Source organism: Yunchengibacter salinarum (assembly GCF_037658235.1).
Classification (GTDB): Bacteria; Pseudomonadota; Alphaproteobacteria; order Sphingomonadales; family Kordiimonadaceae; genus Yunchengibacter; species Yunchengibacter salinarum.
Map to the genome: position 1 here is coordinate 62,792 of NZ_JBBJLN010000005.1, position 13,771 is coordinate 76,562.

The window sequence follows — 13,771 nt, forward strand, 5'->3', positions numbered from 1 at the left end:
ATCAGCCCCCACGCGAACCGGAAGGAACAAGCACCATGGCCAGCAATTATTACACCGCCCTCGTTCGTCAGGATGACGGCAGCGCCTTTGGTATCAGCTTTGTTGACATGGACGGTGCCTTCGCAGCCACGGACGACGAAGACACCGTGATGGACACGGCCATTCGCGCCCTCGCCCAACATGTGGCGGCGATCAAGGCTGAAGATTGGGCGGTTCCCACCCCCATCGGCACCGCCGCCGCCCGCCAGCGGGACGACGTGCGCGAAGCCCTCGCGGCAGGCGCCTGGTTGATCTCCGTCCCCCTCATTGATGGCGGCGCCATGAAAAAACGGGTTCAGCTTGTCATGGAGTCGGACGTGCTGGACACAGTGGACAGCCGCGCCGCCGCCCTTGGCATTACCCGCTCCGCCTTCATCACCAATGCCGCCCTGAAAGCCGCGCTGGGTGAACTGCCCGGCGCCGCAACACCCGACAACATGGAAGCGGACCCGCCCCTCCGGCGCGAAAACGCCTGATCGCATTATCACCCATGCGCCCGCGCGCGGGTGTTTCGGGAATCACAGAGTGCGAGGATCACAGGGCGCCGCACCTTACAAAAAAGGAGCGCCTCCGGTGTCGGCCTGTCAGCCGGGAGGCGCCCCTGTCTAGGCTCCCGCTAGGAAGCGGGGGTGTCCGCTCACGCCTTGGCGTCAGTGTCATTTTTAATACCACATTGGGATGGTCTTGTCACGGCCTTAATGGGGCAACAGGACTGACCCGCCCACCATAACCAGCCGGAGCCCCATCTTGACGCCCTCGGCGCCCGGCCCTAAGCCTTGACCGGATCAGGCCACCAGCGGGGGAGCGCGCCATGCAGATCACATCCGCCTTTGACAGCGGCAATATAGAGATCATCCGGGCCAACCGGCCAGACGACATCCATCTGGCCATCCGCCGGGACAACCGGTCGGATTTTTACCAATGGTTCCATTTCCGCCTCAGCGGCGTGCGGGATACCCCCTGCACCATCACCATCGACAATGCGGGCGGGGCCGCTTATCCCGATGGCTGGCGGGATTATGGCGTACCCGTCAGCTATGACAGGCAAAACTGGTGGCGGGTGCCCACCAGCTTCGACGGGGAGCGGCTGACCTTCAGCCTGACCCCCGCACAGGACACGCTGTGGCTGGCTTATTTCCCGCCCTATTCCATGGAGCGCCATCAGGACCTGATCGCCCGCGCCAGCGCCGATCCGCGGGTGCGCTGCCGCGTGCTCGGCCACACGCTGGACGGTCAGGCCATGGACCTGCTGGAGCTGGACGCCCCCCGGCCAGACAGCCCGGTAGTCTGGCTGATCGCCCGCCAGCATCCCGGCGAAACCATGGCCGAGTGGTGGATGGAAGGCGCCCTAGATGCACTGCTGGACCCGGCGGACCCGATCTCCCGGGCGCTGCTGGACCGGGCGCATATCCGCATCGTGCCCAACATGAACCCGGACGGCGCGCGCCGCGGCCATCTGCGCACCAATGCGGCGGGGGTGAACCTGAACCGCGTCTGGCACGCGCCGGACATGGCAACAAGCCCGGAAGTGGCACTGGTCCGCGCGGAAATGGAGCGTACCGGCGTGGATCTGCACATGGATGTGCACGGCGACGAGGGGCTGCCCTATAATTTCCTGGCGGGGTATGAGGGCATTCCCGGCCTGACGGCGGACCATGCCAGCGCCTTCACCGATTTCCGCACCCTGCTGACCACCCTCAGCCCCGACTTTCAAGACGTTTACGGCTATGAGGCGGACGCCCCCGGCACCGCCGACCTGACCAAATGCACGGACTGGACGGCCCATCGCTTCGGATGTCTGGCCATGACGCTGGAAATGCCGTTCAAGGACAATGCCGACCGCCCCGACCCAACCCATGGCTGGACCCCTGACCGCGCGCGCCACCTGGCCAAAGCCTGCCTGGCCGCCATCCACCAGACCCTGACAAAGCAGGCGGCGCCCTGATGCGGCGGGAACAGGGCGGCCTGCTACTGGCATGGGCCGGGATCACCGGGCTTGCCGGTGTGATCGCGGCGGCGGCGGGCAGCCATCTGACCCCCCTGAACGCGGCGGCGGCACGGCTTTATGAAACAGCGCTGCAAATCCATCTGAGCCACGCCGCGGCGGTGCTTGCCCCCGCGCTGCTGGCCGCGATCGGCCCCGCCGCCAGCGCACGGGCGGCGCGCCTTTCGGCCGGACTGATGCTGGCGGGCATCTGGCTGTTCGCGGGCACGCTTTATGGCCGCAGCCTGATGCCGGACCTTGCCGCGATGGCGGGGCCGCTCACGCCCATGGGCGGCGGCCTGATCATGGCGGGCTGGTTCATGCTGGCCTATGCGGGGGTCAGGCTTTGGCTTTCGCCATCGGCAGGATCAGACGCACGCTGAGCCCGCCCATATCGGCCCGCCCCAGACTGACCGTGCCGTCATAGGCATCCACAAGATCACGCACAATGGACAGGCCAAGCCCGCTGCCCGGTGTGCGGCTGTCCAGTCGGCGGCCCCGCTCGAACAGGTCATCCCGCTTGTCTTCCGGCACGCCGGGGCCATCGTCGGCCACATGAATATCCAGCCAGCCGCGCCCGCGCCGGGTGAGCGTATCCACCGTCACCACAACCCGGCTTTCCGCCCATTTGGCCGCATTGTCCAGAAGATTGCCGAGCAACTCATCAAGGTCTTCCCGCTCCCCGGCGAAGGCCAGATGGCCGCCGATATGGCTTTCAAACCGCAGGCCCTTGTCGCCATAGAGCCGCCCCAGCGCACGTTCCAGCCGCGTCACGCAGTCTTTCAGGGGGATGGCGGCGCCGGTCTGACCGCCCGCCAGCCGGGCCCGGCGCAGATAATGATCGATATGCTGCTGCATCCGGTCCAGTTGGCGGTTCACCTTTTCCGCCTCCGTCTCCGTCATCCGGGCCGTCGAGTTGCGCGCCACGCTGAGCGGTGTTTTCAGGGCATGGGCCAGATTGCCCACCTGGGTCCGCGCCCGCCCCAGAAGGTTATGGTTGTGGGCCACCAGCGTGTTCACTTCATCCACCAGCGGCATCAGGTCCGGCGGATAGTGCCCCTCGATCCGGTCCCGCTCACCGCGGCTGACGGCTTTTACTTCCCGTTGCAGGCGCCGCAATGGCCGCAGCCCGAACGCCACCTGAGCCACGAGCGCCGCCGCCAGCACGGCCAGGAACAGGCTCAGGCTGGCCACCAGAAGCCAGTTGAAGCGCGCCACGTCCGCCCGGATGCGCGACATGTCCGCGGCCACCATGAAGCGGAACACCCGGTCGCTTTCCGGCAAGACGATGTCCTGCTCCAGCACCCTGAGATATTGGCCGTCCGGCCCCGCCACTTCACGGTAGCGCGGCTCGAACTGCTGGCTGGACAGATCGGGATCGAGCGCCTGATCCCACAAGCTGCGGGACCGGAACGCGGGCTGGCCCTGTTCCGAAACCTGCCAGTACCAGCCGGAATAAGGGGTCATGAAGCGTTCGTCGAACACGTCGCGGGAAAAACGCAGCACGCCGCTGCGGGAAACCTCCCCCGCCCCCACCATCACATCCATGACCAGCCGCAGCCGGTCATCCAGATTGGTCAGCGCATAGCTTCTGAACGCCGTGGTCAGCGCAAACGCCCCGGCCAGCACGATCACCACCGCCAGCGCCACCGCCGACAGAGTGAGCCGCCCGGTCAGCGACCGGCAGAAGGCCCGAAGGCGGGCGCCAATACCGGCGAACCGGGCGGTCATGCCGGCCCGTCCCCCTGCCATTCCAGCCGATAGCCGAGCCCGCGCATGGTGTGGATCAGCGGCACGCCCAGCTTCTTGCGAATGCGGTTGACGAACACCTCTATGGTGTTGGAATCACGGTCAAAATCCTGATCGTAAATATGCTCGGTCAGTTCGGTGCGGCTGACCACCTTGCCCGCATGGTGCATCATATAGCTGAGCAGCTTGAATTCCTGCGCGGTAAGCTTGACCGGCCTGCCATTCACATGCACGCGGCCATCGCGGGTGTCCAGGCTGACCGGCCCCGCCTCCAGCGTGGGGGAGGACTGTCCGGCGGCACGGCGAATCAGCGCCCGCAGACGGGCCAGAAGTTCCGCCATGACAAAGGGCTTGGTGAGATAATCGTCCGCGCCCGCGTCCAGGCCGTCCACCTTTTCGGACCAGCTATCGCGGGCGGTCAGCACCATGACCGGCTTGTCCACCCCGTCGGCGCGCCATTTGCGCAGCACGCTCACGCCGTCCATCACCGGCAGGCCCAGATCCAGTATGATGGCGTCATAAGGCTCGCTCTCGCCAAGGAAATGGCCGTCCTCGCCGTCATGGCTCAGGTCCACGCTATAGCCCGCCTCGGCCAGGGATTCCTGTATCTGCCCCGCCAGTTCCAAGTCATCTTCAATGACCAGTAGACGCATCATCATTCCCCAAAATACATTCCGACCGCGCGGCCCGCGCCCTAGCGGTCATCCTTTTTCGGATGGGTCAGGCGAACCCGGCCCGTATCCGCTTCCACAAGGCTGTAAAGCACCCGTCCCCGCGCCGAAATCAGCCGCAATTCATAAACCCAGCCGCGATTGGTGCGCAGAAGTCGATGGCCCACAATGCGGCCCGGAAGCTGCCGGGCCACCCGGCGCCGCAATTCAGCAAGCGGCAAAATCAGTCCCGCGCGCCGGGCTTCCAGCGCGGCTTCATGATCCGGTACGCCGCGCCCCTGCCCGAAGGCGGCGGGCGCGATCCCCGCCACAAGGGCGGCCAGTACAATCGGCGTGAATGCGGGTGCGGTCATGGCCCCAGTCTATCAGCCCGCCCCCCTGAATAAAGGCTGAACCGGAATATGGGCGGATCAGGGCCGTGGCCGCGCCGCGGCCCCGGTCAGGCGCAGTTGTTCAGGCGCAGTTGTTCAGGCGCGGGGCGGCCATGGCATCCGACGGCGACACATCGCCCATTGGTGATCGACGACTTTCCCTCTAAACTCCTTGCCGGAAACGGGCAGGCCCGACCGGCTCGCCCGCCGCCGCACCCCATGCGAGAGGACCAAGCCATGCTGAAATCGCTTCTGGTGCCCATGACCGGCCAGACCCTGCCCGACAGCGCGGACGCCAAGGCGCGGGACGGTGCCGTGGAAGTGGCGCTGGCGCTGACCCGGCGCTACCGGGCCACGCTGACCGGGCTGTTCATCCGCCCCGATCCGCGCACGGCGATTCCCTTCATGGGCGAAGGGCTGACCGCCGACATGGTGCAGGAATTGTGCGATGCCGCCGAACAGGAAGGCCGCCAGCAGGCCAGCCGGGGCCTGGCGGTTTTCCGCGCCGCCTGCGAACGGGCGGGGCTGCCGCTGGACAAGGTGAAGGGCGACAATGGCACGCCCGCCGCCCACTGGGACGAGGTCACCGGCCTCATCACCGATCATGTGGGCCGCCGCGCACGACTGGCGGACCTGTCCATCTGCCACCAGCCAAGCGACGGGGACGGCGATCAGGATGCGATCTTTTCCGATCTGCTGTTTCGCTCAGGCCGGTCCCTGCTGATGGTGCCGGGCGGCATGGACAGCGTGGGAGCCGGTGATGTGGGGCGCACCGTGATGGTGGCCTGGAACGGGCGCGCCGAATGTGCCCGCGCGGTCAATGCCGCCCTGCCCGTACTGGCGGAGGCGGCCAAGGTGCATCTGGTGCAGGTGGGCGACATAGACAGCGCCCGGCCCGGTCTTGGCGATGCGCGGGACTATCTGGCCCTGCACGCCATTCCGGTCAGCGACCACAAGGTGGCACGCGACGGGGCGCCGGTGGCGGATCGGCTGATCGCCGAGGCGGACAGGCTGGGTGCCGACATGGTCGTGATCGGGGCTTATTCCCATGCCCGCTGGCGGGAAATGATCCTGGGCGGTGTGACCCGCGATCTGGTGGCGGACTGCCCGCTGCCCATCTTCATGGCCCATTAGGCCCGCGCCCGTGGATGCCTGTACGGGTGCCTGTGGGGCCGGCCCGGCTCGTCGCTTGCGCGGGCGCCGGGCATGTGATCAAGTGGCGCACCCGACAGCCAAGGACAGGGACCGTGACCAAGCATATTCTGCATGTTTTTCCCAGTTTCACCGTGGGCGGCTCTCAGCGCCGCTTCGCCACCCATGTCAATAACAGCAGCGCGAACCTGCGCCACAGCGTGCTGGCCATGGACGGGCGCTATGAGGCGATGGACCTGATCCGCCCCGACCGCCAGCCGGAACAGCCCGGCTTCACCCCCTATCATGAACGGCTGGTGGGCGCGATCATGCCCTATCGGGACCGGCTGGCGGAAATCGCGCCGGACCTGCTGGTGGGCTATAACTGGGGCAGCGTGGAATGGATGCTGGCCAACTGCCTGGGGCGGATATGCCCCATGATCCAGATACAGGACGGCTTCGGCCCGGACGAGGCTGGCGGCGAAAAGCGCCTGCGCAAATGGGTGCGTCGGCTGGCCTATAACCGGGCGAAAAAGGTGGTGGTCCCCTCCCACACGCTGCTGGAGCTGGCGCGCACAAGCTGGAAGATCGCGCCCGAAAAGCTGCTGCACATTCCCAACGGGGTGGACAGCGACCGCTTTGACCGGGACACCGACCCGGAAATGCTCCACGCCTTCAATCTGCAAGGGGCCAGCCCGATCATCGGCACGGTTGCCGCTCTTCGCCCGGAAAAGAATCTGGGCCGCCTGATCGAAGCCTTCCTGCCGGTGGCGGAAAAATACGACACGGCCCGGCTGGTGATCGTAGGCGATGGTATGGCCCGCGCGGCGCTATCCATGCTGGTAGAGCGGGTGGGGCTGAAAGGCCGTGTCACCTTCACCGGCCCCGTCAGCACCCCGGAACGGCTGATCCCGGCCTTTGACCTGTTCGCCCTGTCGTCGGACACGGAGCAAATGCCGCTGGCCGTGGTGGAAGCCATGCTGGCCGGGCGCCCGGTGGCCGCCACCGATGTGGGCGACGTGGCCCGCATGGTGTCAGAGGCCAACCGCCCCTTCGTGCAGGGCACGGATGCGGCTGAACTGAGCGGGTCCATGCTGCGCCTGCTGGAAGACGGCACCGACCGGGCCCACATCGGCGCCGCCAACAGGGAAAAGGCACGCAGCCAATACCGGCTGGACACCATGATCGAAGCCTATGATCGCCTGATGAGCGACCCGGACGCGGTGTCCGCCCCCTGACGCGGGGAAATGCAGAAGCGTGGAAACGGGGCGGCTTTTAGACCGATTTCAGGCCGACACGCTGGTCGGAGCCGCAATCGCGGGCAGGTCCGGTGCCAAATCGGCCATCACTCCGCGCACCTCTGCCAAGGCCGGATCATCCAGTGCCGCCGCCAGCAGCCGCAGCACCCGTGGCAGATGGGCCAGATAGTGATGCTTGCCATCCCGCGCGCTGAGCCGGGTGAAAATGCCCGCCACCTTGGCGTGACGCTGGGCGCCGAGCAGCGCCATGTCCGCCCTGAGGGCCGCCCCGTCCACGCCCGGCAGGGCATCGAGATAACGGCGGATCGCGCGTTCCTTCACGTCGTCCGGCACGTCCCGGCGGGCATCCTCCACCAGGGAAACAAGATCATAGGCCGCCACGCCAAGGCGGGCATCCTGAAAATCCAGCAGGCCGCACGCGCTCACATCCCGCCCGGCGGGCGCGGCGAGCGTCACGCCATGCGGAATCATCAGATTGTCCACATGATAATCCCTGAGCACCAGCGCCTCCCGGCGGTCGGCCACCGAGGCGAGGGCGGCCCGCCACGCATCCAGATAGCGGCGGCGCAAGGCTGGCGATACGGCGCGGCCCAGACCATGGGTGACATACCAGTCCGGCAGCAGCGCCACTTCATCCAGAAGGGCATCCATATGGTAGGCGGGCAGATCGATATCCGTGGCGGCGGACGCGCGGGCCAGATGGATCAGCACATCCACCGCCAGATCATACAGGGCCGCACCGTCCACCCGGCGCGCATCCAGCAGCCGGGTGAAGGTGTCGTCGCCGAAATCCTCGATCAGTGCCAGCCCGGCATCTTCATCGGCCGCCAGCAGGCGCGGCACGCGCAGGCCCAGCCGTTCCAGATGGCGGCGCACCAGCAGATAGGCGGGCAGGTTCTCCCGCGGCGCCGGGGCGTGCATCATAAGGGCGCGGCGCGGGCCATCCGTCAGCCGCTCATACCAGCGGAAGGAGGCATCCGCCTTCAGCCGCTGCCGACTGGCGCCCTGCCAGCCCGCCATGCGTAACAGGCGCTGATCCGCCGCCATGACCGTCAAACCTTCAGCGCGGGCATTTTCAGGTCCACCGCGCGCTGGCGGCCCCTGTCATCCCGCGTGATGCGAAAGGCCACCCGCTGCTCTTCGTTCAGGGTCTGCCATCCGGCATCCCGCACGGCGCTCAGATGAACGAAAATGTCATCACCGGGCGTATCCGGCTGGATGAAGCCGAACCCCTTGTCCGCATTGAACCATTTGACCGTGCCGAGCGTCTCGTTACCGGTGAAGAGCGTCATGGGCCCCCTCAACAATGACATGATGCCGCGCCAGACGGTGCATCAGAAAGATGCGCCACCCTATCGCCCGTCCGGTCATTTGAAAAGCGGCTTGTGCCCCGCATGATCACCACACGGATTTTCCGGGCACGGCAGCCCCACGCGCGGGGGCGGTTGCCCCCGTTCAGCGCAGATGATCCGCCACCCCGCCCTTCAAGGCGCAGTCATAGATCACGTCATTGTCGATCACGCCAAGGGGGGTGCCGTGGGCATCCATCCCCTGCACCGGCCCCTGTGCCACCACGAACAGGATCAGGTCGTCCGCCCCTTCGGCTGCCGGTTCATGCACGATGCCGCCCGGCTCATACACATAATCCCCCGGCCCGACGGTGCCCTCCCCTTCATAGGTGAAGCCCCCCGACACCACATAGGCTTCCACCGCCGCCAGATGCTTGTGGCTGCTGGCGGCGGCCCCGGCGGGAATCTTCAGCATGAAGGTGGCCTTGCCCTGATCGTCGTCCAGATGCAGGGGCTTGAAGAAGGTGCCCTCCAGCGCGAAAGGCACCCAGGGCATTTTGCTGGCTCCCAGCATGGTGGATGTGCGGCCCGCCTTGGTGGCGGTGCTGGCGGAGGCGATCGCGCCCTGATCGGTCATGGTGTCTCTCCCGCGTCATTGAGCAGCATATGGGTCAGCCGCGTGCGGGACGAGGCGCCGCACTTGGCATAAATGGCGCGCAGATGGTTTTCCACCGTGCGCACGCTGATGGAATAAAGATTGGCGATGGCGCCATTGGAATAACCTTCCGCCACGGCACGGGCGATCACGCTTTCCCGCCTGGTCAGGCCCAGTGCGGCGGCACGGCTTTCCATGTCGGGGCGGCTTTCCCGTTCCAGGGTCAGCACATAGCGCCGGGCCATCCCGCCGCCGGAAATATGCCGCAGGCTGACCGCCAGGCCCAGCCCTTCGCCGGTGGTCACCGCCAGCGGCTTGCCGCCCGGCGGCTGACCTTCCCGGTCGAGCTGGCGCATGGCGGGCCGCACCAGCGCCATCAGCGAGTCCGGCAGGGCCGTCCCGGCCTGAAGGTCGGAAAAGGGGCGGCTGCCCTCAATCCGGTTGCGATACAGAATCATCCCTTTGGAATCGATCGCCAGAACGGCCCGCCCGCCGCGGGTCTCGGCCAGTATATCGATGATGGCGGTCTTTTCCGCCAGTTGCACATCCCGCAGCAGCGCCTGGAATTTGGTCATCACCGTGCGGGATACGGCGCGCGCGCGGGCCATGTCCTCGGCGTCGAAAGGCTTGGCATCGGCGGGCCGGTGCAACCCCATCACCAGCGATTCTTCTGGCCGCCCGGTGGGAACGGAAATCGCCAGCACATGATGCACGCTGATCGGGCGGAAAAAGTCGTTGTAATAATCCGTCTTCATCAGACGGTCATAATCCGAAATGTCCGCCAGGCAGAACAGGCCCACTTCGGGCCGTGTGCCCGGCTGGCGCCCGGACCTGAGCATGGCGCTGTGCACCAGCGGATCATGGCGGAAATAATGGTCGTTATAGAGGGCGTGATAGGTGGGGTCCACGCCGAAGCAGCTTGAAAAGCCGACCCGTGGCAGGCCATTGTCCCAGCGGAACTGGAACAGCGCCGCGGATCGGGCACCGACGAAATCACCCACCGGGCGGGCCAGCCGGTCGCTCGCGTCCTCAAGGGACGGGCAGTCCAGCAAGGCTTCGGTAACGCCCAGAACCTCCTCGGCGGGTACAATGCTGTCAAGGCGCATGTCATCCTCCCACGCATGGCGGCCCGGTGCCGCGACGGATCGACCGGGCCCGGCAGCGGACCCGGCGCCAGCATAGCGCAATCGACCTGAATACCCCATAAAAACGAACAGGCGTGATTGTTTTTCGCGCCTGCCCTGTATGGGTTCTAGTCCAGATGGTTGCGCTTAAGCACATGGTCGGCGGCGCCCGCCTCGCGGGCCATTGTCAGCATCACGGAGGCATCGATCACCCCGGCGATGGAGCCGTCGTCATTATAACCGGTGAGCGGACCATGGGCGATGGCGAACATCACCGTGCCGTCCGGCGCGGTGGGCATGTGGATGGACCCCGCCTCCTCATAGACATAGGAACCGACCCCGCCACGGTCTTCCTCATAGCCGAACTCGCCTTCCAGCACATAGGCTTCCACCGCGCCCAGATGGCCGTGCACGGGGGCTTCATTGTCCGCGTCCACTTTCAGCAGCATGGTGAAGCCGCCGGTTTTCATATCCACGTTCAGCAGCTTGAACCAAGTGCCCTCCATCACCCAGGGCGCCCAGTCCAGCGTGCCGGGATCGAAAAACGCCGGAAAGCGCGGCTTGACCGGCTTGATGGCGGAAGTATCGCTTTTTTGCAGTTGCGCGGTGCTCATGGTTCGTCCTCCCCTCATGAAGCATGATCGCTGTCACCCAGCCTAGGGACAGCCCCCACCCCCCGATATGACGGAAATTACTCATATGCGCTCACGCTCGTTCGCTACGCTCACCGCACCAAAGGGGCGCCGCATAAGCGGCGGGCCGCGGTCGCGGCCTCCGGCACCGATTATCGGTGCCGGTAGAGGAGAGGCAGGAGCACATGGAAACTGCTCGTTTGCGCTCACGCTCGTTCGCTGACGCTCACCGCTCCACGGGGGCGCCGCAAAGGCGGCGGGCCGCGGTCGCGGCCTCCGGCACCGATTATCGGTGCCGGTAGAGGAGAAGCCGGAGCGTGAGCGCAAATGAGTGTTTTCCGCTATAGGCCGGCCTGACACGGGGTGGCAGCGTATCAGAACGGTCATCGGCGCGATCGCACTTGGGAGGGTGCCCGCGCCCCGGAAAAGGCCGCAACAGAATTGGGGAGGACTCATGCAGTCATCATTTCACACGGGCGGCCCATGGGGGCGCAATACGGATGTCATGGGCACCAAAGCCATACGGGCACGCGCCGGGCTGGGTGTATCCCTGCTGGCGGTGGCGCTGGCGGCCCCGGCCACACAGGCACAGGAAACCAGAAACACGGACGGCGCCGCGCTGGACAGGTCACGATATGCGGTGGAGGAAATCACCGTCACCGCCCGCAAACGGGAAGAGGGGCTGCAATCCACACCGGTGGCGGTCACCGCCTTTTCCACCGAAGGGCTGGAAAAGCGTAACATCTTCGAACTGAAGGGCATTCAGCAGTTCACCCCCAATCTGCGCATCAATCAGGGCCGCCCGGACGGCGGCGACAGCGCGGCGCAGATTTTCATGCGCGGGGTGGGGCAGAACGACTTCATCTTCCCCAATGATCCGGGCGTGGGCCTGTATCTGGACGATGTGTATATCGCCCGCTCCGTCGGCGGCATGATGAGCCTGGTGGATGTGGAGCGCGTCGAGGTGCTGCGCGGCCCGCAGGGCACGCTGTATGGCCGCAACACCATTGGCGGCGCCATCAAAATCGTCACCAACCGCCCCACCAACGAGGTGGAGGGCCGCGTTCAGGCCACCACCGGGCGGTTCAACCGGCTGGATCTTCAGGGCTATCTGTCCGGCCCGATCGTGGAGGACAAGCTGTTCGCCAAGGTATCCGCCGCCACCATCAACCGGGACGGCTACGGCCAACGCCTGAGCGACGGGCTGGACCTGGGGGACGACAACAAATACATCGCGCGCGGGATGCTGCGCTGGACACCGCGAGCGGACCTTGAAATCTCGCTGTCCGGCGATGTGACGCACCAGCGGGAAAACGGCGCTGTGGGCTCGCTCAGGGCGTTCGTGCCGGGCACTGCCATCGCGGACCCGGCGGTGGGCATCCCGTTCGACCCCACACCGGGCGACGCGCTGACCCTGATCGACCTTTACAACGCCGTGGTAGCGCCGCAACTGGCCCCCGGCCTTGGCTTGCCCGCGGACACCCAGTTCGATGAGCGCTGGCTGACGGATGATGTGTTCACGTCCAACGGCACGGACAGGTCCCGCGACGATCTGGATATCTGGGGCGTATCGCTGAACATCAACTGGGACATTTCGGACAATGTGAGCCTGAAATCCATCACCGCCTACCGCGACCTTCAGGCCGGTTTCAGCCGAGACTCGGACAAGACGCCACTGCCCATCGTCTCCACCGACAACCGGCAATGGCAGAATCAGGTGAGCCAGGAGCTTCAGCTTTCCGGCAACGCCTTTGACGACAAGCTGTTCTGGCTGCTGGGCGCCTATTATTTCGACGAGAACGCCCGCGACTTCAATCAGGTGCAATTGCTGGACGGCACCCTGCCCTTTCTCGGCTTCGAGGCTTCGCTTGAGCCGCTGAACATGATCGATGTGGACAATATCGCCCTGTTCGGCCAGGCCAGCTATGACATCACGCCGGAATGGTCCGTCACGGCGGGCCTGCGCTATACCTGGGAGCGCAAGATCTATTTCCAGGACCATGTGAGCCTGCGCGGCCGCCAGCAGCTTGTGGGCCCCCGCACGCTCAGGGAAAGCTGGACCGATCTGTCGCCGCGCTTCGGCATCGAATATGAGCCGTCCGACACGCTGATGATGTTCGCCACCGTGTCCAAGGGTTTCAAATCCGGCGGCTGGAGTCCGCGCCCCACCAATGGCAATGTGGGCGAAAATCCGTTCGATCCCGAAAAGCTGTGGAGCTTCGAGCTGGGCGCCAAGACAAGCTGGTACGACAACCGGCTGACGGTCAATCTGGCCACTTTCTATAATATCTATGAAGACATCCAGTTGACCACCGTTCGGGCGGGCCAGGGCGGCGCGCTGGTGCTGAACGTGGAAAACGCCGCCGAGAACGAGATCAAGGGCGTGGAACTGGAAGTGTCCGCCGTACCGCTGCCGGACCTGTCCATCGATGCCAGCGTGGCCTATCTGGCCGACAAATACACAGAGCTTGAGCCCAATGTGACCATCCCGGAGGATGCGGAACTGCCGGAAGCGCCGAGCTGGAACATGAATTTCGGCGCCCAGTACACGCTGCACCCCACGGACACGCTGGGCCTGACCCTGCGCGGTGACGCCAGCTATATCAGCACGGTGGAAAAGGACCCGATCAACTCGCCGACGCTGGATGTGAACGGCAATCTGCTGTCCCAGCCGGGATACTGGCTGCTGGATGCCCGCCTGACCCTGTCGCCTGAGGACGGGCCGTGGCAACTGGCGGTGTTCGGCAGCAATCTGCTGGACAAGAAGTATCTGACCAACGGCATCAATGTGGACGCCTTCGGCTTTGTGGAAGCCTATTATGGCCGCCCGCGCGAATGGGGCCTGTCGCTTGGCTACCGGTTCTAGG

14 protein-coding genes are annotated in these 13,771 nt (G+C 65.6%); 6 read left to right on the forward strand and 8 right to left on the reverse strand.

Translation table 11 applies throughout. The features are described from left to right. Nucleotides 1–35 precede the first annotated feature (35 nt). The 3 genes from WGH93_RS06720 to WGH93_RS06730 all read left to right on the forward strand — a co-directional run bounded on the left by WGH93_RS06720 (nucleotide 36) and on the right by WGH93_RS06730 (nucleotide 2,406). The gene (locus WGH93_RS06720; RefSeq protein ID WP_374764098.1) at nucleotides 36–515 is read left to right on the forward strand and encodes a type II toxin-antitoxin system HicB family antitoxin; all 480 of its coding nucleotides are present in this window, start codon (nucleotides 36–38) and stop codon (nucleotides 513–515) included. Between the two features lie 335 nt (nucleotides 516–850). Next, the gene (locus WGH93_RS06725) at nucleotides 851–1,984 is read left to right on the forward strand and encodes a M14 family metallopeptidase (protein WP_374764099.1); all 1,134 of its coding nucleotides are present in this window, start codon (nucleotides 851–853) and stop codon (nucleotides 1,982–1,984) included. Then, nucleotides 1,984–2,406, forward strand: coding sequence for a DUF423 domain-containing protein (locus WGH93_RS06730; RefSeq protein ID WP_374764100.1), 423 nt, complete (start codon nucleotides 1,984–1,986; stop codon nucleotides 2,404–2,406). The genes WGH93_RS06725 and WGH93_RS06730 overlap by 1 nt, the downstream gene beginning before the upstream one ends. On the opposite strand, the gene WGH93_RS06735 is transcribed toward WGH93_RS06730, so the two are convergent. From WGH93_RS06735 to WGH93_RS06745, 3 genes are read right to left on the reverse strand one after another with little or no spacing between them, the layout of a single operon-like run. Further along, a complete protein-coding gene (locus WGH93_RS06735; protein ID WP_374764101.1) occupies nucleotides 2,363–3,754 on the reverse strand; it encodes an ATP-binding protein in 1,392 nt (463 codons plus the stop codon). The two genes, WGH93_RS06730 and WGH93_RS06735, sit on opposite strands and share 44 nt — an antisense overlap. Continuing rightward, a complete protein-coding gene (locus WGH93_RS06740) occupies nucleotides 3,751–4,425 on the reverse strand; it encodes a response regulator transcription factor (RefSeq protein WP_374764311.1) in 675 nt (224 codons plus the stop codon). Before WGH93_RS06740 ends, WGH93_RS06735 begins: the two co-directional genes overlap by 4 nt. 41 nt (nucleotides 4,426–4,466) lie before the next feature. Next, nucleotides 4,467–4,796 (reverse strand): PepSY domain-containing protein, encoded by a 330-nt coding sequence (locus tag WGH93_RS06745; RefSeq protein WP_374764102.1) that lies wholly within the window; start codon nucleotides 4,794–4,796, stop codon nucleotides 4,467–4,469. 255 nt (nucleotides 4,797–5,051) lie between these two features. Here WGH93_RS06745 and WGH93_RS06750 point away from each other — a divergent pair, with 255 nt between their 5' ends. Further along, nucleotides 5,052–5,948, forward strand: coding sequence for a universal stress protein (locus tag WGH93_RS06750; RefSeq protein WP_374764103.1), 897 nt, complete (start codon nucleotides 5,052–5,054; stop codon nucleotides 5,946–5,948). A 113-nt stretch (nucleotides 5,949–6,061) separates the two neighbouring features. Beyond that, the gene (locus WGH93_RS06755; protein ID WP_374764104.1) at nucleotides 6,062–7,183 is read left to right on the forward strand and encodes a glycosyltransferase family 4 protein; all 1,122 of its coding nucleotides are present in this window, start codon (nucleotides 6,062–6,064) and stop codon (nucleotides 7,181–7,183) included. A gap of 48 nt (nucleotides 7,184–7,231) precedes the next feature. Here WGH93_RS06755 and WGH93_RS06760 read toward each other — a convergent pair whose 3' ends face one another. From WGH93_RS06760 to WGH93_RS06780, 5 genes are all read right to left on the reverse strand, one after another. Further along, nucleotides 7,232–8,251: an aminoglycoside phosphotransferase family protein gene (locus tag WGH93_RS06760; protein WP_374764105.1), complete on the reverse strand. Its 1,020-nt coding sequence runs from the start codon at nucleotides 8,249–8,251 to the stop codon at nucleotides 7,232–7,234. A 5-nt stretch (nucleotides 8,252–8,256) separates the two neighbouring features. After that, on the reverse strand, nucleotides 8,257–8,496 hold the full coding sequence (locus WGH93_RS06765; protein WP_374764106.1) for a cold-shock protein: 240 nt from the start codon (nucleotides 8,494–8,496) through the stop codon (nucleotides 8,257–8,259). A gap of 163 nt (nucleotides 8,497–8,659) precedes the next feature. Next, the gene (locus WGH93_RS06770; RefSeq protein ID WP_374764107.1) at nucleotides 8,660–9,130 is read right to left on the reverse strand and encodes a 2,4'-dihydroxyacetophenone dioxygenase family protein; all 471 of its coding nucleotides are present in this window, start codon (nucleotides 9,128–9,130) and stop codon (nucleotides 8,660–8,662) included. Continuing rightward, entirely contained in the window at nucleotides 9,127–10,254 is a 1,128-nt protein-coding gene (locus WGH93_RS06775; RefSeq protein ID WP_374764108.1) for a helix-turn-helix transcriptional regulator, read from the reverse strand. The genes WGH93_RS06770 and WGH93_RS06775 overlap by 4 nt, the downstream gene beginning before the upstream one ends. Nucleotides 10,255–10,400: 146 nt before the next feature. Further along, entirely contained in the window at nucleotides 10,401–10,886 is a 486-nt protein-coding gene (locus tag WGH93_RS06780) for a 2,4'-dihydroxyacetophenone dioxygenase family protein (protein ID WP_374764109.1), read from the reverse strand. 472 nt (nucleotides 10,887–11,358) lie between these two features. On the opposite strand from WGH93_RS06780, the gene WGH93_RS06785 reads away from it, so the two are divergent. Further along, the gene (locus WGH93_RS06785; protein WP_374764110.1) at nucleotides 11,359–13,770 is read left to right on the forward strand and encodes a TonB-dependent receptor; all 2,412 of its coding nucleotides are present in this window, start codon (nucleotides 11,359–11,361) and stop codon (nucleotides 13,768–13,770) included. Nucleotide 13,771 lies beyond the last annotated feature (1 nt).